This window comes from Streptomyces nymphaeiformis (assembly GCF_014203895.1).
Lineage (GTDB): Bacteria > Actinomycetota > Actinomycetes > Streptomycetales > Streptomycetaceae > Streptomyces > Streptomyces nymphaeiformis.
This window is the reverse complement of sequence record NZ_JACHJY010000013.1, coordinates 107,767-127,491: the sequence shown is the minus strand read 5'-3', so window position 1 is coordinate 127,491 and position 19,725 is coordinate 107,767. Positions and strand designations below refer to the sequence as shown.

Annotated in this window: 17 protein-coding genes; 9 read left to right on the top strand and 8 right to left on the bottom strand. The window is 71.1% G+C overall.

The features are described 5' to 3' along the window. Window positions 1–32 precede the first annotated feature (32 nt). Entirely contained in the window at window positions 33–443 is a 411-nt protein-coding gene (locus tag GGE06_RS36740; protein ID WP_116163487.1) for an SRPBCC family protein, read from the top strand. Between the two features lie 46 nt (window positions 444–489). Here GGE06_RS36740 and GGE06_RS36735 read toward each other — a convergent pair whose 3' ends face one another. Continuing rightward, on the bottom strand, window positions 490–1,146 hold the full coding sequence (locus tag GGE06_RS36735) for a TetR/AcrR family transcriptional regulator (RefSeq protein WP_116163485.1): 657 nt from the start codon (window positions 1,144–1,146) through the stop codon (window positions 490–492). Window positions 1,147–1,294: 148 nt separating this feature from the next. Here GGE06_RS36735 and GGE06_RS36730 point away from each other — a divergent pair, with 148 nt between their 5' ends. Next, window positions 1,295–2,296 carry a hypothetical protein gene (locus GGE06_RS36730; RefSeq protein ID WP_184932820.1) on the top strand — a complete coding sequence of 334 codons (1,002 nt, stop codon included), beginning with the start codon at window positions 1,295–1,297 and terminating at the stop codon, window positions 2,294–2,296. 99 nt (window positions 2,297–2,395) lie between these two features. Here GGE06_RS36730 and GGE06_RS36725 read toward each other — a convergent pair whose 3' ends face one another. Then, a complete protein-coding gene (locus tag GGE06_RS36725; RefSeq protein WP_116165714.1) occupies window positions 2,396–3,079 on the bottom strand; it encodes a class I SAM-dependent methyltransferase in 684 nt (227 codons plus the stop codon). Between the two features lie 152 nt (window positions 3,080–3,231). Here GGE06_RS36725 and GGE06_RS36720 point away from each other — a divergent pair, with 152 nt between their 5' ends. From GGE06_RS36720 to GGE06_RS36705, 4 genes are all read left to right on the top strand, one after another. Continuing rightward, a complete protein-coding gene (locus tag GGE06_RS36720) occupies window positions 3,232–4,626 on the top strand; it encodes an MBL fold metallo-hydrolase (protein WP_184932898.1) in 1,395 nt (464 codons plus the stop codon). Between the two features lie 106 nt (window positions 4,627–4,732). Beyond that, entirely contained in the window at window positions 4,733–5,317 is a 585-nt protein-coding gene (locus GGE06_RS36715) for a rhodanese-like domain-containing protein (RefSeq protein ID WP_184932819.1), read from the top strand. Further along, window positions 5,314–6,192, top strand: coding sequence for a sulfite exporter TauE/SafE family protein (locus GGE06_RS36710; RefSeq protein ID WP_116163479.1), 879 nt, complete (start codon window positions 5,314–5,316; stop codon window positions 6,190–6,192). The genes GGE06_RS36715 and GGE06_RS36710 overlap by 4 nt, the downstream gene beginning before the upstream one ends. Window positions 6,193–6,240: 48 nt before the next feature. Then, entirely contained in the window at window positions 6,241–6,504 is a 264-nt protein-coding gene (locus GGE06_RS36705) for a metal-sensitive transcriptional regulator (protein ID WP_116163477.1), read from the top strand. A 69-nt stretch (window positions 6,505–6,573) separates the two neighbouring features. Here the strand turns inward: GGE06_RS36705 and GGE06_RS36700 are convergent, their stop codons facing one another. Next, the gene (locus GGE06_RS36700; RefSeq protein ID WP_184932818.1) at window positions 6,574–7,008 is read right to left on the bottom strand and encodes a hypothetical protein; all 435 of its coding nucleotides are present in this window, start codon (window positions 7,006–7,008) and stop codon (window positions 6,574–6,576) included. Window positions 7,009–7,091: 83 nt separating this feature from the next. Between GGE06_RS36700 and GGE06_RS36695 the strand changes: the two genes are divergently transcribed. Continuing rightward, the gene (locus GGE06_RS36695; protein ID WP_376773633.1) at window positions 7,092–7,868 is read left to right on the top strand and encodes a helix-turn-helix transcriptional regulator; all 777 of its coding nucleotides are present in this window, start codon (window positions 7,092–7,094) and stop codon (window positions 7,866–7,868) included. Here GGE06_RS36695 and GGE06_RS36690 read toward each other — a convergent pair. The 3 genes from GGE06_RS36690 to GGE06_RS36680 all read right to left on the bottom strand — a co-directional run bounded on the left by GGE06_RS36690 (window position 7,858) and on the right by GGE06_RS36680 (window position 12,694). Then, window positions 7,858–8,547 (bottom strand): DUF4232 domain-containing protein, encoded by a 690-nt coding sequence (locus tag GGE06_RS36690; RefSeq protein WP_184932817.1) that lies wholly within the window; start codon window positions 8,545–8,547, stop codon window positions 7,858–7,860. The two genes, GGE06_RS36695 and GGE06_RS36690, sit on opposite strands and share 11 nt — an antisense overlap. A 257-nt stretch (window positions 8,548–8,804) precedes the next feature. Continuing rightward, a complete protein-coding gene (locus GGE06_RS36685; RefSeq protein WP_184932897.1) occupies window positions 8,805–11,009 on the bottom strand; it encodes a M4 family metallopeptidase in 2,205 nt (734 codons plus the stop codon). A gap of 332 nt (window positions 11,010–11,341) precedes the next feature. After that, window positions 11,342–12,694, bottom strand: coding sequence for a M64 family metallopeptidase (locus GGE06_RS36680; RefSeq protein ID WP_184932816.1), 1,353 nt, complete (start codon window positions 12,692–12,694; stop codon window positions 11,342–11,344). Window positions 12,695–12,848: 154 nt separating this feature from the next. Here GGE06_RS36680 and GGE06_RS36675 point away from each other — a divergent pair, with 154 nt between their 5' ends. Further along, on the top strand, window positions 12,849–14,210 hold the full coding sequence (locus tag GGE06_RS36675) for a helix-turn-helix domain-containing protein (RefSeq protein ID WP_184932815.1): 1,362 nt from the start codon (window positions 12,849–12,851) through the stop codon (window positions 14,208–14,210). Window positions 14,211–14,260: 50 nt separating this feature from the next. On the opposite strand, the gene GGE06_RS36670 is transcribed toward GGE06_RS36675, so the two are convergent. Next, the gene (locus GGE06_RS36670; protein ID WP_116163463.1) at window positions 14,261–14,539 is read right to left on the bottom strand and encodes a hypothetical protein; all 279 of its coding nucleotides are present in this window, start codon (window positions 14,537–14,539) and stop codon (window positions 14,261–14,263) included. A 405-nt stretch (window positions 14,540–14,944) separates the two neighbouring features. Further along, window positions 14,945–16,924, bottom strand: coding sequence for a galactose oxidase early set domain-containing protein (locus GGE06_RS36665; protein ID WP_246532957.1), 1,980 nt, complete (start codon window positions 16,922–16,924; stop codon window positions 14,945–14,947). Window positions 16,925–17,255: 331 nt separating this feature from the next. On the opposite strand from GGE06_RS36665, the gene GGE06_RS36660 reads away from it, so the two are divergent. Continuing rightward, the gene (locus tag GGE06_RS36660; RefSeq protein ID WP_246532956.1) at window positions 17,256–19,517 is read left to right on the top strand and encodes a Dyp-type peroxidase; all 2,262 of its coding nucleotides are present in this window, start codon (window positions 17,256–17,258) and stop codon (window positions 19,515–19,517) included. Window positions 19,518–19,725: the final 208 nt, after the last annotated feature.

Here is a 19,725-nt window from a genome sequence, read left to right as displayed (position 1 = left end):
GAAGGCGGGGCCGGGCCACTAGCGTCGACGCCATGAACGTCACCGACAAGGAATCACGCCACGTCAGCATCTCCATCGACCGCTCCGTCGCCGACGTCTACGCCTACGCGTCGGATCCGGTGAACCTGCCCGCCTGGGCCCATGGCCTGGGGAAAACCATCGAGAAGGTCGGCGACGAATGGGTCGCGGACTCCTCCCCGCTGGGGCGCGTCACGGTCAGGTTCGTGCCGCGCAACGACCTGGGCGTGCTCGACCACGACGTCACGCTCCCCTCCGGGCAGACCTTCCACAACCCGGTCCGGGTGATCGCCACCGAGACGGGGAGCGAGGTGGTGTTCACCCTCCTCCGCCGGCCGGAGATGAGCGACGCCGAGTTCGAGCGTGACGCCGACACGGTCGCCGCCGACCTGGCCCGGCTCAAGGGGCTGCTGGAGTCCGCCTAGTACTCCCGTCGTGGATCGCGACGCGGATACGCAGGTCGGGTCGGCCTCACGGCTGGGTGCGCTGCTCGGCGGCGTCGAACGCGGGCGCGAGCGGGGCCAGCGCCGTGCGGAGCTGGTCGGGCAGCGAGCCGGAGGGCACGACCAGTCCTCCGGCGGCGAAATCCTCGGTGGCCTCCGCGTTCCCCGGCGGCCGGAGCCAGCCCTCCAACGCGATGCGAACCGCCGCGGCCACGCTCGCCGCGAGAACGCGGGCCGTGCGCGCTCCGGCGTCGCCCAGGCGTTCGGCGATCACCGCCGTGAGAGGAGGCTCGATGCCGGCGGTGGTGTCGAGGAACGCGTCACGCAGTGCGGTCTGGGTGGTGATCAGCAGCAGCGCCTTGTGGGCGCGCTCGCCGGTGTTCGTGTACTGCGCGACCACCGCTTCGGTGACGGCGTCGGCCAGGCGCACTCCTGCGGGCCGGGCCGCGACCGCCGCCGCGATGCGCGCCTCCCGGTCCGCGGTGACAGCAGAGACGATCGCCTGCTCGCGGCTGGCGAAGTAGTTGTTGTAGGTGCGCGGCGAGACCCCGGCCGCCGCAGCGATGTCCTCGACCCGCACCTGGTCGGGTCCGCGCTCCACGGCCAGGCGCAGGGCCGCCTCGCGTAGCGCCTCGCGCGTGGCCTGCTTCTTCCGCTCACGCAGCCCTGATGGTGGTGTCGTCACGGTGTCAGCGTTCCACACAGAGCTGCGTACGCGCAAAGTTACGGCAGCGCAAAATTACGCCAGCGCAAACTTGCGTGCACGCACTTTTACTGTCGGCCTCGCCCTGACCGAGACCGACAGAGAGGGCGTCGCCATGCGAGCAAGAGGAATGACCTACGACACCGGATTCGTCGTGCACGGCCGGATGTCCCGCGAGCAGTTCGACCCCGCGGTGGTCCGGCGCGAGCTCGCCGTCATCCGCGACGACCTGCACTGCAACGCGGTCCAGATCATCGGCGGCGACCCGGACCGACTCGAACTGGCCGCCGGTGCCGCCGCCGAGCTCGGCATGGAGGTCTGGTTCTCGCCCTATCCGCTGGAGCTGGATCCGGGGCAGGTCCTCGCGCTCTTCCGCGACTGCGCCGAGCGCGCGGAACGGCTCCGGCAGCAGGGGGCCGCGGTCGTGTTCGTCGCAGGGGTCGAGCTGAGCGTGATGAACCGCGGGTTCCTGCCCGGGGAGAGCCCCGAGGAGCGGGTCGAGCAGCTGATGAGCCCACCCGAGCGGCGGGCCGAAGCGATGCGCGAGCTCAGCGTGCGCGTCAACGCGTTCCTCCGCGATGCCGCGGCCACGGTCCGCGAGCGGTTCCAGGGCAGGCTCACCTACGCGTCCATCCGGTTCGAGCAGGTCGACTGGACCCCCTTCGACATCGTGACGTTCGAGCTGATCCGCTCCGCGGAGGTCGCCGACCGGTTCCGGGACGCGGTGCGCACCCTGACCCAAGGCCCGAAGCCGCTCGCCATCACCGGGTTCGGAACCGCGGCCTACCGCGGCGCGGGAGACCGCGGCGGGCGGGTGCTGGAAGTGGTCGAGTACGACCCGGAGACCAAGACCCCCGTACGGCTGGACGGCACGTACGAGCGTGACGAGGCCGGCCAGGCCGCGTATCTGAGCGAACTGCTGGAGATCTTCGAGACCGAGGGCGTGGACAGCGCGTTCGTGTTCTTGTTCGCCTTGCCCGGCTATCCGCACCGCCCGGACGGCGACCCCAGGGACGACTTGGACCGGGCCGGCCTGGGCATCGTCAAGCTCCTCGAAGGACGCCGGGGACAGACCTACCCCGACATGGAATGGGAACCCAAGGCCGCCTTCACGGCAGTGGCGCAGCGGTAACGGAGGTGACGGGCCCCGCGCACGGGTGACCACGGGTCGGGGCACTGGGTCCCGATCCCGGAAACAGGCTGTCCCGATCCCGGAAACGGGCTTCGGCCTTCAGCGCAGTCGGCGGGCGCGGAGCACCACGTCGTGGGTGTGGTGCGCGCCGGCTCCGCCCTCGGGGATCACGCGGGGCCGTTCCTCGTCGACCTCCACCGTCCAGTCGTCGTCGAGCAGGGCCGCGACCATCGAGGGCCAGACGTAGTCGGCCGGGTCGAAGTCGCCCTCGTCCGCCTGCCGGGTCTCCATCCCCGCGTGGTGGACGAGCAGCAGGACGCCGCCGGGCGCGACGGCCGAGATCAGCGCACGTTCGGCGGCGGCGTCGGGGGTGCGCAGCAGCGCCGGGTACTGGGCGGAGACCAGGTCGAAGGAGGCCGGCGGGAGCGCCGCCTCCGCCAGGCCGGCGTGGACCCAGTGGACGGTGACGCCGGCGTCCCGGGCGTGCCCGGTCGCCCGTTCAAGGGCCACTCCCGACACTTCGAGCGCGGTCACGTCCCAGCCGCCGCGGGCGAGCCAGACGGCGTCCGCGCCCTCGCCGCAGCCGACGTCGAGCACCCGGCCGGGGGTGAGTCCGGCGGTCCCGGCCACGAGGGCGCCGTTCGGCCGGCCGCTCCACAGCCGCTCGCGGTCGGCGTACACGTCGTCCCACTTCGCCCGCACCGCGGGGTCTCCGACGTATCCGTCGGCGGGCGGGGGCGTACGGGTGGAGGCGGGCGTTCCCGCCGCGATGTCGTCAGTCACGCAGGCACCGTCGCCCACCGCGTGCCGGTCACGCCATCGCTGTTGCCGGTCCGGCAAAAATCCCGGATACCCAGGGGGGTATTTGACTTCGCCGCGGGAGCCCCCTTACGGTCGAGTGCGTAAATACCCATGGGGGTATCGAAGGGATGGCCGTGTTCTTCACCCAGTACTACCTGGACTGCCTCTCCCAGGCGTCCTACATGATCGCCGACGAGCGCACCGGCCGGGCCGTGGTCGTCGACCCCCGCCGGGACGTCTCCGAGTACCTCGCCGACGCGGCCGCGCACGGCTTCGACGTCGTCGGCGTGATCAACACCCACTTCCACGCCGACTTCGTCGCCGGCCACCTGGAGATGGCGGACGAGACGGGCGCGTGGATCGGTTACGGCCGGCGCGCCGAGACCGAGTACCCGATCCGCAAGCTCGCCGAGGGCGAGCGGGTCTCCCTCGGCGACGTCACGCTGGAGATCCTGGAGACGCCCGGGCACACCCCGGAGTCGATCAGCGTCCTCGTGTACGAGCGGGCCGAGGACGAGGTGCCGTACGGCGTCCTGACCGGCGACGCGCTGTTCATCGGCGACGTCGGCCGCCCCGACCTGCTCGCCTCGGTGGGCGTGACCGCCGAGGAGCTCGGCGCGATGCTCCACGACAGCGTGCAGAACAAGCTGATGGGGCTGCCGGACGAGGTGCGGGTCTTCCCCGCGCACGGCGCCGGATCGGCCTGCGGCAAGAACCTGTCGACGGAGAAGCAGTCGACGATCGGCGAGCAGCGGGCGACCAACTACGCCTGCGCCCCGATGGGCCGCGAGGAGTTCGTCGCGCTCGTGACCGCCGGCCAGTCGGCCGCGCCCGGCTACTTCGCGTACGACGCCGAGCTGAACCGCAAGGACCGCGCCCGCTACGACGCCTCCGCCCCTCGCCCGCTGACGCTCGCCGAGTTCGGCGAACTGCGGGCCGGCGGCGCGATCGTGGTGGACGCGCGCGATCCGCAGGAGTTCGCGGGCGGGCATCTGCGCGGCGCGGTGAACGTGCCCGCCGACGGCCGCTTCGCCGAGCAGGCCGGCACCGTGCTCCACCCGGCCGCCGAGCTGGTCGTCATGGCCCCGCAGAACCGGGAGGAGGAGGTCGTCACCCGCCTCGCCCGGATCGGCTTCGACCGGGTCGTCGGTTACCTGCGCAACCCCGAGGACGCCCTGGAGGCGCTGGCCGGCGAGGTCACCCCCGCGAGCCGGGTCACCGCCGCGCACCTCCGTACGGCCCTCGCGGGCGAGCAGCCGCCGGTCATCGTGGACGTGCGCACCTGCGGCGAGCGCGCGGCGAACGGCTTCATCGAGTCCGCGCTCCACATCCCGCTCAGCGAACTCCCCGACCGCGCTGCCGAGTTGCCCGCCGACCGGCCTCTCGTCCTGCACTGCGCCGGCGGCCACCGCTCCTCCATCGCCGCGAGCCTGCTGCGGCAGCGCGGCTTCCGGGACGTCTCCGACATCCTCGGCGGATACGCCGCCTGGGCCCTGACGGAGCCGGCGGCCGAGCCCGCCGACGCCTGATCCCCCCGCCTCTCCCCACTCCCCCGGGGCCTCGTCGCCCGCCGGGGCCCCTCACAGCCTCTTATATACCCCCCTGGGTATAAGGACCGACCCGAAGTGGAATCCCATGAGCACCACCCCCGCACCCGCCCCCTCCCTCACCCCCGCCGCACTGCACCGGCTCGTCCAGGACGGGAGCGCCCCGCGCCTGCTCGACGTGCGTACACCGGGTGAGTTCCGTACGGCGCACATCCCCGGCTCGTACAACGTGCCCCTGGACACCCTGCGCGAGCACCGCGCCGAGCTCCTGAACCACCTCGACGAGGACGTCGTCCTCGTCTGTCGTTCCGGCCAGCGCGCCGGCCAGGCCGAGAAGGCCCTGGCCGAGGCCGGACTGCCGAACCTCCGCGTCCTGGAGGGCGGCATCGTCGCCTGGGAGGCGGCGGGCGCGCCCGTCAACCGCGGCCCCGAGCGGTGGGACATGGAGCGCCAGGTCCGACTGGTGGCCGGCTCGATCGTCCTGGCCACCGGCCTGGTCGGGGTGTTCGTCCCCGGCGCCCACCTGATCGGCACCGCCGTCGGCGCGGGCCTGACCTACGCGGCCGTCAGCAACTCCTGCGCCATGGGCGTCCTGCTGTCCAAGCTGCCGTACAACCGCGGGCCGCGGGCCGACATCCGCACGGTGATCACGGAGCTGCGGAGCGCTTCGTGACCGCCCTGGTCGTCGCGGCGTCCCTGCTCGTCGGCCTCAGCCTCGGCGCCCTCGGGGGCGGCGGCTCGATCCTGACCGTGCCGATCCTGATCTACCTGGCCGGGCAGGACACCAAGGAGGCGATCACGACCTCGCTGTTCGTGGTCGGTGTGACCAGCCTCGCCGCGCTGGTCCCGCACGCCCGGGCCCGCCGGGTCCGCTGGCGGACGGGCCTGCTCTTCGGCGGGTTCAGCATGGCCGGCGCGTACGGCGGCGGCAGGGTCGCCGAGTACGTCCCCGGTACTGCCCTGCTCGTCGCCTTCGCGCTGATGATGCTGGCGACGGCGGTCGCGATGCTCCGCAAGCCCCGGCGCGGCCGGGAGGCGGCGCCGCGGATCCACGCCGAGCTGCCCGTGCGGCAGATCGCGGCGGAGGGTCTCGCCGTCGGCGCGGTGACGGGCCTGGTCGGTTCGGGAGGCGGTTTCCTCGTCGTCCCGGCCCTCGCCCTGCTCGGCGGGCTGCCGATGGGCATGGCGGTCGGCACCTCGCTCCTCGTGATCGGGATGAACTCCTTCGCGGGGCTCGCCGGGCACCTCTCGGGCGTCGGGATCGACTGGGGTCTGGCGCTGACCGTGACCGCCGCGGCGGTGGTCGGCAGCCTCGTGGGCGGCCGTCTCGCGGGCCGCATACCGCAGGACGCGCTGCGGACGGCGTTCGGCTGGTTCGTCGTGGTCATGGGTGTCTTCGTGCTCTCGCAGCAGATCGACACCGCCGTGTGGGCCCACCCGGCCACGTGGGCGGCCCTCGGGGCCGCCCTGACCGGTGCGGTCGCCTTTCGGTGGTGGCGGACAGCCCGATCGACAGGGGGACGCCGGGAGCACCCGGCAAAGTCCTGATTTATACCCCGCGGGGTATCCTGACCGGAGGGGGTGAAGGAGGTTTCCGTGCAAGTGGACGACGAAGCGATGCGCCCCGTCCTGAACCGTCTGCGGCGCGCCCAGGGACAGCTGGCCGCCGTGATCTCGATGGTCGAGTCGGGCCGCGACTGCAAGGACGTCGTGACCCAGCTGGCCGCCGTCTCCCGGGCCCTCGACCGGGCCGGTTTCAAGATCGTGGCGAGCGGGATGCGGCAGTGCCTCGACGACGACTCCGACACCCCGCCCATGACGCAGGAGGAGCTGGAGAAGCTCTTCCTCGCGCTCGCCTGACCCCGGCCGCCCCACCCGGGGCGGCGGTGCGAGCGGGTGATGCCGTGAGGCATCACCCGCTTTTCCGCGTCAGGACCGCTCGGCGTGGTACTTCTGCGCGAGCCGGGCGAGCGCGACGGCGCCGAGGAGCAGCCCGAAGTCGCGCAGCGCGACGTCGCAGTACCCCTGGATGGTCAGCAGGTTCACGATGATCCCGGCCAGCCAGCCGGCCACGAGCCAGCCGCCGAAGCGGGGGGCGAGGGCCACGGCGATCCCGGCCACGATCTCGATCACGCCGACCACGTACATGGCCGTCTGGGCGCTGCCGGGGACGATGTCGTTGATCCACGGCGCGAGGTAGGCGGGCCAGTCCACGAGCAGGTTCGCGAACTTGTCGAGACCGAAGAGGATCGGCGCGACCGTGAATCCCGTACGGAGGATCACGAACGCCTGATAGCCGGGGTCGGCGAGCGCCGCTCGCCGCCGGGCGGTGGAGCTGCTGCTGGTGGTGGTGACGGAGGACATGGCCCCCTCCTTCTATCGGCAAGCTTCATTTCCCATAGAAGACCTCCTTCTCTCTTTAGTCAATGGGAGTGGGTTTTACACTGGTGTTCGTGGACACCCCGAAGGAAGTAGCCGAGGCCGACGTACGCGAGCCCGGCCCGCACGACGCCGACGTCTCCGCCGTCGCGGCTCTCGACGAGCCGACCCGCCGGAGGCTGTACGACCACGTGGTGCGCGAGTCGGCCCCGGTGAGCCGGGACGAGGCCGCCGCCGCTCTCGGGCTCGCCCGCAAGACCGCCGCGTTCCACCTGGACCGGCTGGCGGACGAGTCCCTGCTCGACGTCGTCTACGAGCGCCGCAGCGGCCGCTCGGGACCCGGTGCGGGACGGCCGGCGAAGCTCTACCGGCGCTCGGCGAAGCAGGTCACCGTCAATCTCCCGGACCGCCGCTACGAGCTGGCGGGGCGGCTGCTCGCCCAGGCGGTGGAGGAGTCCGACGCGACGGGCGAGCCCGTACGGCGGGTGCTGCACCGCAAGGCCGAGGAGCTCGGCACCCAGCTGGGCGAACAGAGCCGGACCGACGTCTTCGCACTCCTGGAGCGGTACGGCTTCGAGCCGCACCGCGAGGACGGGGCCGTCACCCTCGCCAACTGCCCCTTCCACGCGCTCGCCCAGGACCACACCGAGACGGTCTGCGGCATGAACCTGCACCTGCTGCGCGGGGTGCTCAGGGGCATCGCCGAAACCAACTTCGAGGCGTGCCTGGCCCCCGGCCCCGGGCGATGCTGCGTACGGCTGCGGCCGCAGGCGGAGGAAACGCCGCAGCCGGCCGCGGAGCACCCCCTGCGGCCGGCTGCGGAAGAACCCACGCCTACAGGCTGAGGGCGTCCTCGGCGTTGTCCATCCACGCGGTGACGGAGTTGTCCGGGGAGACGTTGAACCCGGGCGTCGAGGCCTTGAGCGGCACCTGCTTCAGGTCGGACTCGGTGTTCATGGTCATCGCGATCGAGGAGACCGTCTTGCTCGTGGCCCCCTTCAGGCCGCCCATGAGCCCCGCGTAGGCGGACTCGCCCGGGGCGAGCCGGATGGCGTCCTCGATGCCGGGGGCGGCGCCGCGCTCGTTCGCCCGCCCGTCCAGATCGCCGAAGGTCACGATCGGGTGGTCGAGCACCCGGCACGGCTTGCCGGACTTGTTGGTGACCTTCAGCAGGTAGCTGCTGGTGGTGGACTCCGCCAGACTCGCCGTGAACGTCACGTCGTACGTGCTGCACGGGAAGACGTCGTAGTCGGGATCGGTCGACGGCGAGCCCGGCTTGGCGGGCGTCGACGGCTTGACGGGCTTCGACGGCGTGGCGGGCCCCGACGGCTCCGCCGACTCGGCGGGCTTCGTGGGCTTCGTGGGCGTCGGCTTCACCGGAGTGGACGGGGCGGTGGAAACGGGGGGCGTGACGCTCGGCGCACCGCTGCCGCCCGCGGCTCCGTCCTCGGAAGGCCCGCAGGCGGTCAGGGCCAGCGCGGACACGGCGACCAGGACGGCGGCGGCTCTGCGAACGGAACTCATGGTGGTACTCCCCCCGATGGCAGCGCACGTGCTGCGCTGTGGTGAACACCAGCTTCGCGCGCCTGGTTCACGGTTCTGTGACGGAGCCTTTCCGAATTCACCACGGTTGGCCCCGGGGGTCCCACATCCGGCCCGGGAAAAACAGTTCGATCAGCGACGCCTCCCTTCTTCTGAGCGCGTTCGGCGAGGCGCCCCACCGGATCCGCCCTTCCAGGCGGATCCGGATTGGCAAGGTCGATCACGACATCGCGAACGTCCTAGAAGAGGAGCTTCCAGCCGTCGATGTAGCCCGTGTCGAGGCGGTACGCGTCCCGGACCTGGAGCCTCCAGGTGCCGTTGGCGACCTGGCTGGAGGCGTCCACCGTGTAGGTCTCGAGCACGTTGTCGGCCGAGTCGGACGCGTTGATCTTCTTCAGCGGGTACAGCGTGCCGTCGGGGGCGACCAGGTCGATGACCAGGTCACCACGGTAGGTGTGCTTGATGTCCACGGCCACCTTGAGGTCGCTCGGTGCCTGGCCCGAGAGCGTGGTGACGTCGATGTCCGAGAAGGCCGCGGCGCCCGCGTCCGGGATCGGCACGTCGGTGGTGTTCTCGAAGATGTTCCTGATGCTCCAGGTGAAGCTCGCCGTGCTGACGCCGTGCACGGAGCCTCTGACGGTGATGGTGACGTCGCTGGTGCCGAGCGTGGTCGGGGTGCCGGTGATGAGGCCGGTGACGTGGTTGATCTTCAGGCCGTCGGGGAGGCCGGCGGCGAAGTAGGTGAGGACGCCGGGGTTGAAGCCGGTGGCCTGGATCTGGAGGCTGGCGGCGGCGTCGACCTTGCTGGTCTGGTCGCCGGGGGTGGTCAGCATGATGCCGTCGACGACGCGGGGGCCGACGTTGATGGCGGCCCAGGCGTTGGCGGTGTTGACGTAGGTGTCGCTGCCCAGCCCGTACAGGTCGGCGGCGGCCTGGAGGGTGGCGGTGCGGGCGCCGGCGTAGTCGGTGGACGAGGTCATGTACGTGGCGAGGGCCCGATACCAGATCTTGGCGGCGGCGTCCCGGCCGATCGCGGTGACCGGCAGGCCGTCGGAGGTCGGGGAGTCGTAGTCCACGCCGTTGACGGTCTTGGCGCCGCTGCCCTCGGAGGCCAGGTAGAACCAGTGGTTGGCCGGGCCCGAGGAGTAGTGGACGTCGAGGGAGCCGAGGGTGGAGGACCAGGCGTCGGCGGACCGTCCGTCTTTGGACGGCTTGTCCATGTAGCGCAGCGGGGTGCCGTTGCCGCGGATGTCGATCTTCTCGCCGACCAGGTAGTCGCCGACGTCGGAGGCGTTGTCGGCGTAGAACTCCACGGCGGCGGCCATGATGTCGGAGGTGGCCTCGTTGAGGCCGCCGGACTCGCCGCGGTAGATCAGGCCCGCGGTGTGGGAGGTGACGCCGTGGGTCATCTCGTGGGCGCCGACGTCGATGGAGGTGAGCGGCTTGGTGTTGCCGGTGCCGTCGCCGTAGGTCATGCAGAAGCAGGCGTCGGACCAGAACGCGTTGACGTAGTTGTTGCCGTAGTGGACGCGCGAGTAGGCGCCGACGCCGTCGTCCTTGATGCCGTTGCGGCCGTGGACGTCCTGGTAGTAGTCCCAGGTGAGCTGGGCGCCGTAGGCGGCGTCCACGCCGGCGGTCTGCCGGTCGCCGGTGGCGCCGTCGCCCCAGGTGTCGTCCGGGTCGGTGAACAGCGTGCCGGTGCCGGAGCTGCCGCCGCCCAGGTCGTAGGTCTTGTGGCCGCCGCGGGTGCCGTCGGTCATCGAGTAGCCGCCGTCGGCCGGTGTGGTGCCGATGGTGACCTGGCCGGAGTACTTGCTGTTGCCGATGCCGGTCTCGATGCCCTGGTACTCGAACAGCTTCTTGCCGGTCTTGGCGTCGGTGATGACGTGCAGCTCGGAGGGGGTGCCGTCGGTCTGGGTGCCGCCGACCACCATCTCCCAGGCCAGGGTCGGGGTGCCGGAGGCGGCCCAGACGACCTTGCGGGCGGTGCCGGCCTTAGCCTTCGCGACGCCCTTGGCCTTGGCGCGGCCCAGCGCGAAGGCCTTCGCGGAGCCGGCGCTCTGGGCGGCGGTGGTGGAGGCGACGGTGAGGGTCGCGTCGGTGGCCTTGGTGACGCCCTTGGCGGAGCCGTTCGCGGCGGTGTGGACGACCAGGTCGCCGCCCAGGACCGGCAGTCCGGCGAAGGTGCGCTCGTAGCGGGTGTGCAGGGTGCCGTCCGCGTCCTTCAGGACGGACTTGACGACCAGTGCCTCCTGCGAGCTCAGGTGCAGCGACCGGGCGGTCGCCGCCCGGGACGCGTTCGCCGCGGCCAGCAACTCACCACGCTGCGACGGCGACAACCGCACCGGCAGCGCGCCGGCGCGGGCCTGAGCCTTGGCCTGGGCCGTGCTCTGGCTCGCGACGTCGGCGGCGGCGACACCGGAGGGCAGCACGGCCGCGATCATCGCGGCGCCGGCCATCAACGCGCTCGCGGCGACGGCCTTTCGGGGTGATCTGGTCACGCAGAACTCCTTTTGCGACGGCCGGTTATGTGCGGCCGGGATCAGCCGGGCCGGCGGGGATGTTGCCGCCCGGTAGAGCTGGAGGTGCGAGTGGGACGCATGGTGTCCGAAGTGATCACCGCATCGTGTGGTGCGCGTGCCTTCGTGGGGGGCTTCTGCAGCGATTGATTGAAAGGGTGCCAGCTTTGCATGGGATTGTCATGCACACGGCAAAGAATTTCCGAAATCCGCCATCGGGCGCTCCGTGGTGTGCACGGAGCGCCCGATGGCGGTCGTCAGTGGCGGACCGTCCAGGACTGCCGGTCCTTGAGGGTCGCGGCGATCTCCGGGGCGCGCACGGCGTCCGTGCGGTCGGTGACGACGACGGTGAGGCGGTGGCTGCGGACGTCCCGCGAGTCCAGGTGGAGCGCGGCGACGGGCACGGCGGTCCGGCCCGCCTGAGCGGCCAGCGGCTCGCCGTCGAGGTACCACCGGATGTCGGGCTGCCGCTCGCCCACCAGCCGCGGCACCGCGACGCGCGCCGTGTCGAGCTGGCGCAGAGTGCGGTCGGTGGGGGTGACGGGGGTCGCGAGGGAGGCGTGGCGGTAGAAGCCGGCGATCATCGCTTCGCGGCCGGGGAGGCTGAAGGGCTTGCCGAGCACCCGCATGATCGAGGCGTCGGTCGGCCGGTCGAGGCCCGCCACGTAGTAGCCGCCGCCCTCGTACGCACCGACCGTGCCGCCGTCCGGAGAGGTCTCGCCGAGCCAGCGGTACCACTTGGTCCGCCGAGCGGCCATGGAGTCGGCACTCAGGGTGGAGATGTTGGATTCGTCCGGCTCCTCGCCGGTGTACTGCTCGTAGCCGGGGTAGCCGGAGTAGAAGTACTCGTCGGCGAGCTTGCCGAGGGAGTGGCCGGTCTCGTGGATGGCGACCTGGCCGGACCTGTCGTTACGGGCGGAGGCGGTGGAGATGCCCTCGTAACCGAGCGTCTTGCTGGGCGTGTTGTAGCCGGCGCCGCCGTACTTGGTGCTGTTGGCGAGGACGATGACGAGATCCGCCTCGGGGGCCTTGGCGACGTACGAGTCGACCTTCTGCTCGTCGACGCAGAGCAGCCGCTCGACGTCCCCGCACCAGAAGTACGAGCCGAGTGCGGTGTCCTTGACGACGTCGCGGCCCGGGTCGCCGGAGACGCCCGAGTCGTTCGAGACGGCGTCGACGGTCCAGACGTTGAAGAGGTTCTGATAGGTGGTGTACGGCTCGACGGCCGCCACCTCGGCCCACTTCTGCATGGCGTCGGCGCGGAACTGCGCCTGTTCGGAGGCGGTGTAGCCGTCACCGACGATGACCACGTCGAGGCGGTCGGCGGTGGGGCCGTTGCCGATGACCCGGGTGACGTCGCCGTCGGCCCGGGCCTCGGCCGCGGAGAGCGGGGCGGAGGCACGGGCCCCGGGGCCGCCCTTGGCGGACGGTACCCAGGTGTAGCCGGAGCCGGCCTCGTGGTGGCCGTGTTCCCCGCTCGCGGCGTGTTCGCGGCCGGGTATCTCGACCTTGACCCGACCGGTCGCCTCCGGGCCGGGGCCCGCGGAAGCGGAGCCGGGGGCGACGGCGAGGGTGGTCATGACGGCGGCGGCCACCGTGGCCGCCGCCATGGATCTGCGTATGGACGGGCGCAACGGTCTCTCCCCGGAGCAAGCAACTTAAGTACGCGTATCAATGCGCTTAACAAGACGCTTAACTTAGGGCCCTCCGTCAGTGCCGCACAATGCCCTTGCGGAGGGGAAACCGCAGGGAGAGGGCCGCACCATGGACGAATCGGCCGTCATCGGGCAGCGTGTGCAGCGCCTGCGTACGGGACGAGGCCTGACGCAGCGCCAACTGGCCGAGCCCGCGTACACGGCCGCGTACATCTCGACACTGGAGTCCGGCAAGGTCCGCCCCTCCGAGACCGCCCTGCGCTTCCTGGCCGAGCGGCTCGGCACGACGTACGAAGAACTGGCCACCGGCCGTCCCGCCCGCCTCGCCACCGAGTTGCGCCTGGCCCTTACCGACGCCCGCCGTCTGCTCGCCACCGGCACCCTCGGCGAGGCGGCCGCCCGCTACCGGGAACTGCTCGCCGAGGCCGAGGAGCTCGACTTGGCGTCCGAGCGGGTCGAAGCACTCACCGGGCTCGGCGAATGCGCCCTGGAGAGCGGTGAACTGACCGCCGCCCGCGAGCACTTCGAGGCGGCGGAGCGGACCCTCGCCGCGGCCGGTGAGCCGCTCCCCCGCCGGGTCCGCGCCCTGCGCGGCCGGGCCGTCACACACCTTCTCGCCGGTGAACTGCGGTACGCCTGTTACCTCCTGGAGGCCGCCATCGACGAACTGAACGCCCAGGGCCTGCACGATCCGGATGCCCTCGTACTGCTGTACGCCTCCTCCATCGGCCCGTACATGGACATGGGAGCGCACGCCCGCGCCGCCCAGGCCGCCGAACTCGCCCTGGCACTGGCCCCGCAGGTCTCCGACCCGGCCCTCGTCGCCGGCATGCATCGCAGCGTGGCGCGCACCCTGCTCGCCGAGGGGCGGATCGCCGAGGCCGACGCCTCACTCGCCAAGGCTCAGGACCTCTACCAGCAACTGCAGACCCGTACCGAGCTGGCCCACTGCCACTGGATGCGCGGCTATGTGCACGCCCAGAACGGCGACCTGGGAGACGCCGAGCGCGAGCTGCGCACCGCCCGCGAGATGCTCGCCGCCCGCAGCGCCGCCCTCTACACCGCACAGGTCGAGGTCGAACTGGCCGATGTGCTGCGCCGCCGGGGAAAGCGCGAGGAGGCGGTGGCCCTGCTGTCCCGGTTGCTGGAGCTCGGTACGGACCTCGGTGACGGACGCGGCGCCGTCCACGCCGCGGGCGCCCACCGGCTGCTGGGGCTGATCGCCGAGGAGGAGGGCGCGGACGAGCGCGCCGAGGAGCACTACGTCATGGCGCTCGCCCTGCTGGAGCGCACCGGGGCGGCGGGCGATCTGGCCGATCTGTGCCGGCTGCTGGGCGATCTGCTGCGGCGCACGGGCCGTACGGAGGCCGCGCTCGACGCGTACCGCACCGGCCTCGGCCACCGGGCGGCGCCGGGCACCACCACACTGGGCCCGGCGCCCACGGCACCGCCCTTCCGCGACTCCTGGTGAACCGGTGAACACGGCCACGGTTCGCGCTCCTGACCTCCCACGGATCCGGCTCAGCCGGCCGTGTCGGGCTTCACGATGTCGGGGGGCTTGACCTCGAACAGCTCGTCGACCGTGCGTGAGGGCAGGACGTGGCCCTGGTTGGCCGCGTCGTCGGCGAGGCTCGCTCCCCAGGAGGAGGCGGCGAATCGCTGGTTGGGCGTGCCGTGGTGGCCGTCGCTCGTGTAGCCGCAGTCACCGACCTCGTAGGAGGACTTCTCGGAGTCCAGCAGTCGCCGGGCGTGGAGAGCCTCGCCCCGGGAATGGGCGAAGACGAAGCGCTCGGCCTGCATTGAGACGACGTCCGCCTCGACCAGGGCATGCTCTATGTGCGCCGCCCACCTCCGTCGACCACGCCCCTCTCGTCCTCGCCACGCCCAAGACCCGGTCGAGCAAAGGCCGGGTCGCCATCTCACCCCGCGCCGCCACCACGCGTCCGAATGCACGAAAGGCCGCCCTCTCATGGATGAGAGAACGGCCTCCGACCTTCGTTTCCGCATGGTCGGGACGACAGGATTTGAACCTGCGCCCCCTGCCCCCCCCCAGTGCGAAGAAGCGTGTCGTACACCGTCGCGCGTATGGTGTGGTCCCCAACTGGTCCCCACGACACACCTGCTGCTCTGTCCTCAGGAAGCCGGCAAGAGGACGCTGCGGCAGCCGAACCGGCTGGGGGCGCACCCCGCAGAAGGCTGCGGGCGTCAGTCGCCGGGCTTCGCCTCGACTCCGGTGGCACCCTTCGCGGTGGCCGCCGGGGGCTTCAGCTGGACCCAGCCGGCCGTGCTCGGTGCGCCCTCTTCGTTGAGCAGGAAGAGCATGTAGTAGCCGGGCGGGGCCGCGGCGGCGCTCGGCGGTGCCTGGAGCTCCAGGAAGTTGCCGCTGCGGCTCTTGATGCGCAGCTCGAGGTGGCGCTGGCTGGTGTTGACCGAGTGGGTCGCGGTGGTCGGGGCCAGCAGCACGGCCCGGGTGACGTCGCTCGGCGTGCTGGTGCTCACCGTGATCTTCTCGTTGTAGCCGACGCTCGGGTTGAAGATCAGGCCGAGCGAGGGGCGGCTGCCCTGGTGGAGATAGGCCGGCTCGTAGATCTCGATGCTGCCGTTGTTGTTGTCGGTGATGTCGGGGTCGTTGGCGAGTTGCTGGAGCTCGTCGCCGGTGATCATGACGCGGCCGTCCGGGAGGACGACGCCGTTCGAGTGGTAGCCGCGCGGCAGCCGCTGGACGGGGCCGAGCTTCCAGTCGCCGTTCTCGTCACGCAGTTCGACCTGGCGGTACTTCAGGTCGGCATTGGGGTTGTACGGCCCGTTGCCGTAGTCGCGGATGTCGAAGGCGCCGTTGACCGTGAGCAGGTTGCCGTTCGGCAGGAGCAGGGTGTCGTCCTGGGTACGGCCGAAGGCGCGGGGTTTCTCGGTGCTCCACTTGCCGCCGGCCAGCCGGTAGGTGTTCGGGTCGTTGCGGTCGCCGCCCAGGACCAGGACCGAGTCGGGGCCCCGGAAGCCGGCCGGCAGGGGGACCGCAGAGCCGTAGTTGCGCCGCCACTGGCCGCCGTCCGGGCCGGGCTTGGCCTTGTTGACGTCCGGACGGTCCGGCAGGTCCGTCTTGGTGTCGGCGGCGGTGTCGAAGAGCCATTGCTGGTCCACGGAGCGGCCGAGCCCGTAGATCTTCCCGTCGCGCAGCGAGAACAGGTGCGGATAGTCCCACTTGAACGGGGCCTCGGTCTTGAGCTTGTCCACCCCCCAACCGATCGGCTTGACCGACTTGTCGAAGGGCACTGGCTGGTCCGCGGCGGGGAAGCGCTCGACGACCGGGGTGGGCGTGCCCCAGCCGAGCTCCGACTGGCCGGACATGATCACCTGACGTCCGTCGGCGCCGGTGACCACGCTGGGGTACCAGCGGCCGACGGACATGTCCTTGTTCAGGTACCACTCCTCCGCCCACGGGTCGAAGACCAGGCTCAACTTCGCCCCGCTGCCTCCGTTGCCGCCGAGGTTGCCACCGAAGACGCCGAGCATGCCGTTGGGCAGGAACGAGTGGCCGGCGCAGAAGAACGGGGCCGGGCGGGGCTCGTTCTTGCCGTCGGGCATGTTGACGACCGGCGGCTTCTTCTCGGTGAACGCGCCGGCGCCGGTTCCCTTGGCGGGGTCCCAGATCCAGGCGCGGCCGGCGTTCTGCTTGCCGATCGTGTCGGTCGGGGCGGGCTCCTTCTGCGGGTTGACCTCGATCCGCTCGAAGGAGAACAGCAGGACCTTGCCGGACGGCAGCAGCGCGACATGGGCCGCGAAGTCCGGGGACTGGAAGTACTCACGGAACCGGCCGAACTCGGCCGCGTCGAACGAAGCGTTGGCCTTCTCCTGGGAGGCCGTCAGCGACTTGAGCCGCTCCGTACGGGTGGTCTGCGGGTACTCGCCGACGTCGGCCAGGGCCTTCCGGGTGCGGGCGTGTTCCTCGGCGTGCTCCTCGCCCAGCGTCGCCGCCTCGGCGGGGTCGACGGTGACGGGTGCCTTCGCCGCCCGGGAGGCGGGGCCGTACGGGACGGCGTCGCCGCCGTCCCCGTGACCGGTGTGGGCGAGTGCCGGAGCGGCCGACGCCAGGGCCATGGACGCGGCCATCGCGGTGGCGGCGCAGACCGAGATCGCCGTGGTGAGCCTTCGCCGGGCGGGCGTCGGCGGATTACTGCGGGACATGGGACTCCTTGCTGCGAAGAGGACGGGGCAGCGGCTCCGACAGGAGGGCGCATCGGGGACAAGGCTGCGCCGGGGCTGCCACACGTTCACGCACAGTGACGATCACCAGTGTTACGGCGGGGCGGCCGACTGTCGCCCCGAGACATGCAGCCGGGTGACCCGGCTCTTCCGAAGGCCTCGCCGAGGCCAGTACCTGCACATTTTCCGACGACAGCCCGTGGCATATGGCCCAGTCCACTGCCCCTGGAATGGAAGGACATGCCGATTGTACGTAATTTCTAGATCACTCAGTGCAACCAGATGCTGAAGTGTCGATCTTCTGGAGAGCCCGATGGACGAACTCAAACTGCGTGACAGCGACGACATCCAGGGCGATGTCATCGCCGGCTTCAAGAAGGACCAGATGACGCTGCTGTTCCTCAAGTTCGAGGACGCGGCGCGGGCTCGTACCTGGGTCAAGGGGCTCGAACCGCAGATCTCGACGACGCGGCAGGTGGCGGCCTTCAACGCCGCCTTCCGCAAGGCCAGGGAGGCCTCGGCCGGAGACGACCCGAAGTCGCTGAAGGCCACCTGGACCAACGTCAGTTTCACTTATGAGGGCCTTCGGGAACTCGCAGGAAAGGACCCGCTGCCCTCCGTCGAGCCCATGAGCGGCCTGGAGGCCTTCAAGCAGGGTTCGGACAAGCGGGCACTCGGGGACACCGGCGACAGCTCGCCGGAGATGTGGCTCTTCGGCAACGGCAAGGGCCAGCCCATTCACGCCGTGCTCACCATCGCCTCGGACACGGTCCAGGACCTCCAGGCGGCGCTCAGACAGCAGCGCGAGGCCTGTGCCGCGTCCAAGATCGTGATCGTGTTCCAGCAGGACGGCGCCACCCTGCCCGGGACCCGGAGGGGCAAGGAGCACTTCGGCTTCAAGGACGGCGTCAGCGAGCCCGGAGTGATCGGCTTCGACGAGCCGGACCCCGTCAAGCCCGAGTTCGTCAAGGGCAAGCACGGCACCCGGCTCATCCCGCCCGGCGAGTTCGTCGTCGGCCTCGACCGGGTCGACGGCGTACCGCTCAAGACGCCCGACTGGGCCGACAACGGCAGCTTCCAGGTGGTGCGTCGGCTCGGCCAGGACGTTCCGGGGTTCTGGTCACAGGTCGCCGGGCAGCTGAAGGTGCTCAAGAAGGCCAAGGTGGTGCCGCCCGAGGCCACATCGGAGTGGCTGGCGGCCCGCCTCGTCGGCCGGTGGCGCTCCGGCACCCCCGTCGCCACGTGCCCTCACGCCGACCGTCCCTCCAACGCGCTGGCCGGTGAGGACAACGACTTCGGCTTCCGCAACGACCCCGAGGGCTACATCACCCCGCTCTTCTCGCACCTGCGCTGTACCAACCCCCGTGACGGCCTCCAGGAGAAGCCGGGCGACCCGCCGTTCGACGAGAACCCGGTGATGGACCGCCGCCGGATCATCCGCCGCGGCGCCCCGTACGGCGCGCCCTTCGACCCCGCCTCGGAGGGTCCCGGCGGGCCGGACGAGAAGCGCGGTCTGCTCTTCGTCTGCTACCAGTCGGACCTTGTGGAGCAGTTCGAGTTCATCCAGAAGAGGTGGATCGACAGCCCGGACTTTCCTCCCAACCGGGCCAACAAGCCCGGCCCCGACGGCATGGTCGGCGCCGCCGGGCAGCTCAGCTACGAGACCCCCGGCAAGACCACTCAGCTGACCCTGAGCCAGTTCGTCAACACCGAGGGGTCCGTCTACGCCTTCGTGCCGTCGCTGACCCTGCTGCGACTGCTCGGTGACGGCCGGCTCACCGACAAGCCGCCCGCCGTGGTCCGGCCGACCGACGCCTTCCTGCCCATCCCCGACATGCAGCGGGCCGATGGCAAGAGCTGGTACTGGGCGTACGGGACGGGCGGCGACGGCGGCGTCTGCCGGACCGTCTCCATCGCCGACGGGGACGAGCACAGGGACGTCCGCGAACGCCCCGACCGGTCGCTGAGCACCTGGCCGTGCTACGCCGGGGTGACGAAGGTCGACGCGATTCTGCCCGTTCCGGACGAACAGCGGATCAACGGCCGCAGCCGGTTCTGGCTGTTCCACACCGTCGAGGGCCGGCAGGTCTACCGGCTCATCTCGATCGCCGACGGCGCCGAGACCGGACTCCCGCCCGAGCAGGCCGGCCGGGTAGACCGCCCCGACCGCCCCCTCTCCGCCTGGGCCTCGTTCAGCGGCGTCGAGCAGGTCGACGCCTTCCTGCCGGTCCCCGACATGCAGCGGGTCAACGGCAAGAGCTGGTACTGGGTGTTCCACACCCAGATGGGCGCCCAGGTCTACCGCCTCATCTCGATCGCCGACGGCAGCGCGCACCAGGACGTCATCGAGCGCGGCGACCGCGGGCTCGACCTGTGGCGCTCACTGACCGGGATCACGCGCGTCGACGAGTTCCTCGCGGTACCGGACATGCAGCGGATCAACGGCATGAGTCTGTTCTGGGTGTTCCACCAGGACAAGTACCGGATCATCGTGATTCGCGACGGCCATGGCCACGAGGACCAGATCACGGTCGAGGACCGCCCCCTGACCGTGTGGACGTCCCTGACGAGCTGATCGGAGCGCCCTACCCCTGGCTTCGGGAGCGGTCGCCGGCCCTGGCTTACGCCTCCAACGCACGGTCGATGGCGGCGATGACGGCAGTGGACGGGTGAGTTCCTGGTGGGCAGGGGTGCGGCGGCATCGTACGTCCGCGATCAGCAGACCGGCTGACTCCTCGGGCAGTCGGGCCCAAAGCCCGATGCAGCCCGGGGCGTCGACGACC

Coding starts and splice junctions, on each gene's coding strand:
- GGE06_RS36690 (WP_184932817.1), bottom strand. CDS start 8,547: ATGAGTTCCGTTCGCAGAGCCGCCGCCGTCCTGGTCGCCGTGTCCGCG.
- GGE06_RS36715 (WP_184932819.1), top strand. CDS start 4,733: ATGAGCACCACCCCCGCACCCGCCCCCTCCCTCACCCCCGCCGCACTG.
- GGE06_RS36685 (WP_184932897.1), bottom strand. CDS start 11,009: ATGATCGCGGCCGTGCTGCCCTCCGGTGTCGCCGCCGCCGACGTCGCG.
- GGE06_RS36730 (WP_184932820.1), top strand. CDS start 1,295: ATGACCTACGACACCGGATTCGTCGTGCACGGCCGGATGTCCCGCGAG.
- GGE06_RS36660 (WP_246532956.1), top strand. CDS start 17,256: ATGGACGAACTCAAACTGCGTGACAGCGACGACATCCAGGGCGATGTC.
- GGE06_RS36670 (WP_116163463.1), bottom strand. CDS start 14,539: ATGCAGGCCGAGCGCTTCGTCTTCGCCCATTCCCGGGGCGAGGCTCTC.
- GGE06_RS36680 (WP_184932816.1), bottom strand. CDS start 12,694: ATGGCGGCGGCCACGGTGGCCGCCGCCGTCATGACCACCCTCGCCGTC.
- GGE06_RS36665 (WP_246532957.1), bottom strand. CDS start 16,924: ATGTCCCGCAGTAATCCGCCGACGCCCGCCCGGCGAAGGCTCACCACG.
- GGE06_RS36700 (WP_184932818.1), bottom strand. CDS start 7,008: ATGTCCTCCGTCACCACCACCAGCAGCAGCTCCACCGCCCGGCGGCGA.
- GGE06_RS36675 (WP_184932815.1), top strand. CDS start 12,849: ATGGACGAATCGGCCGTCATCGGGCAGCGTGTGCAGCGCCTGCGTACG.
- GGE06_RS36740 (WP_116163487.1), top strand. CDS start 33: ATGAACGTCACCGACAAGGAATCACGCCACGTCAGCATCTCCATCGAC.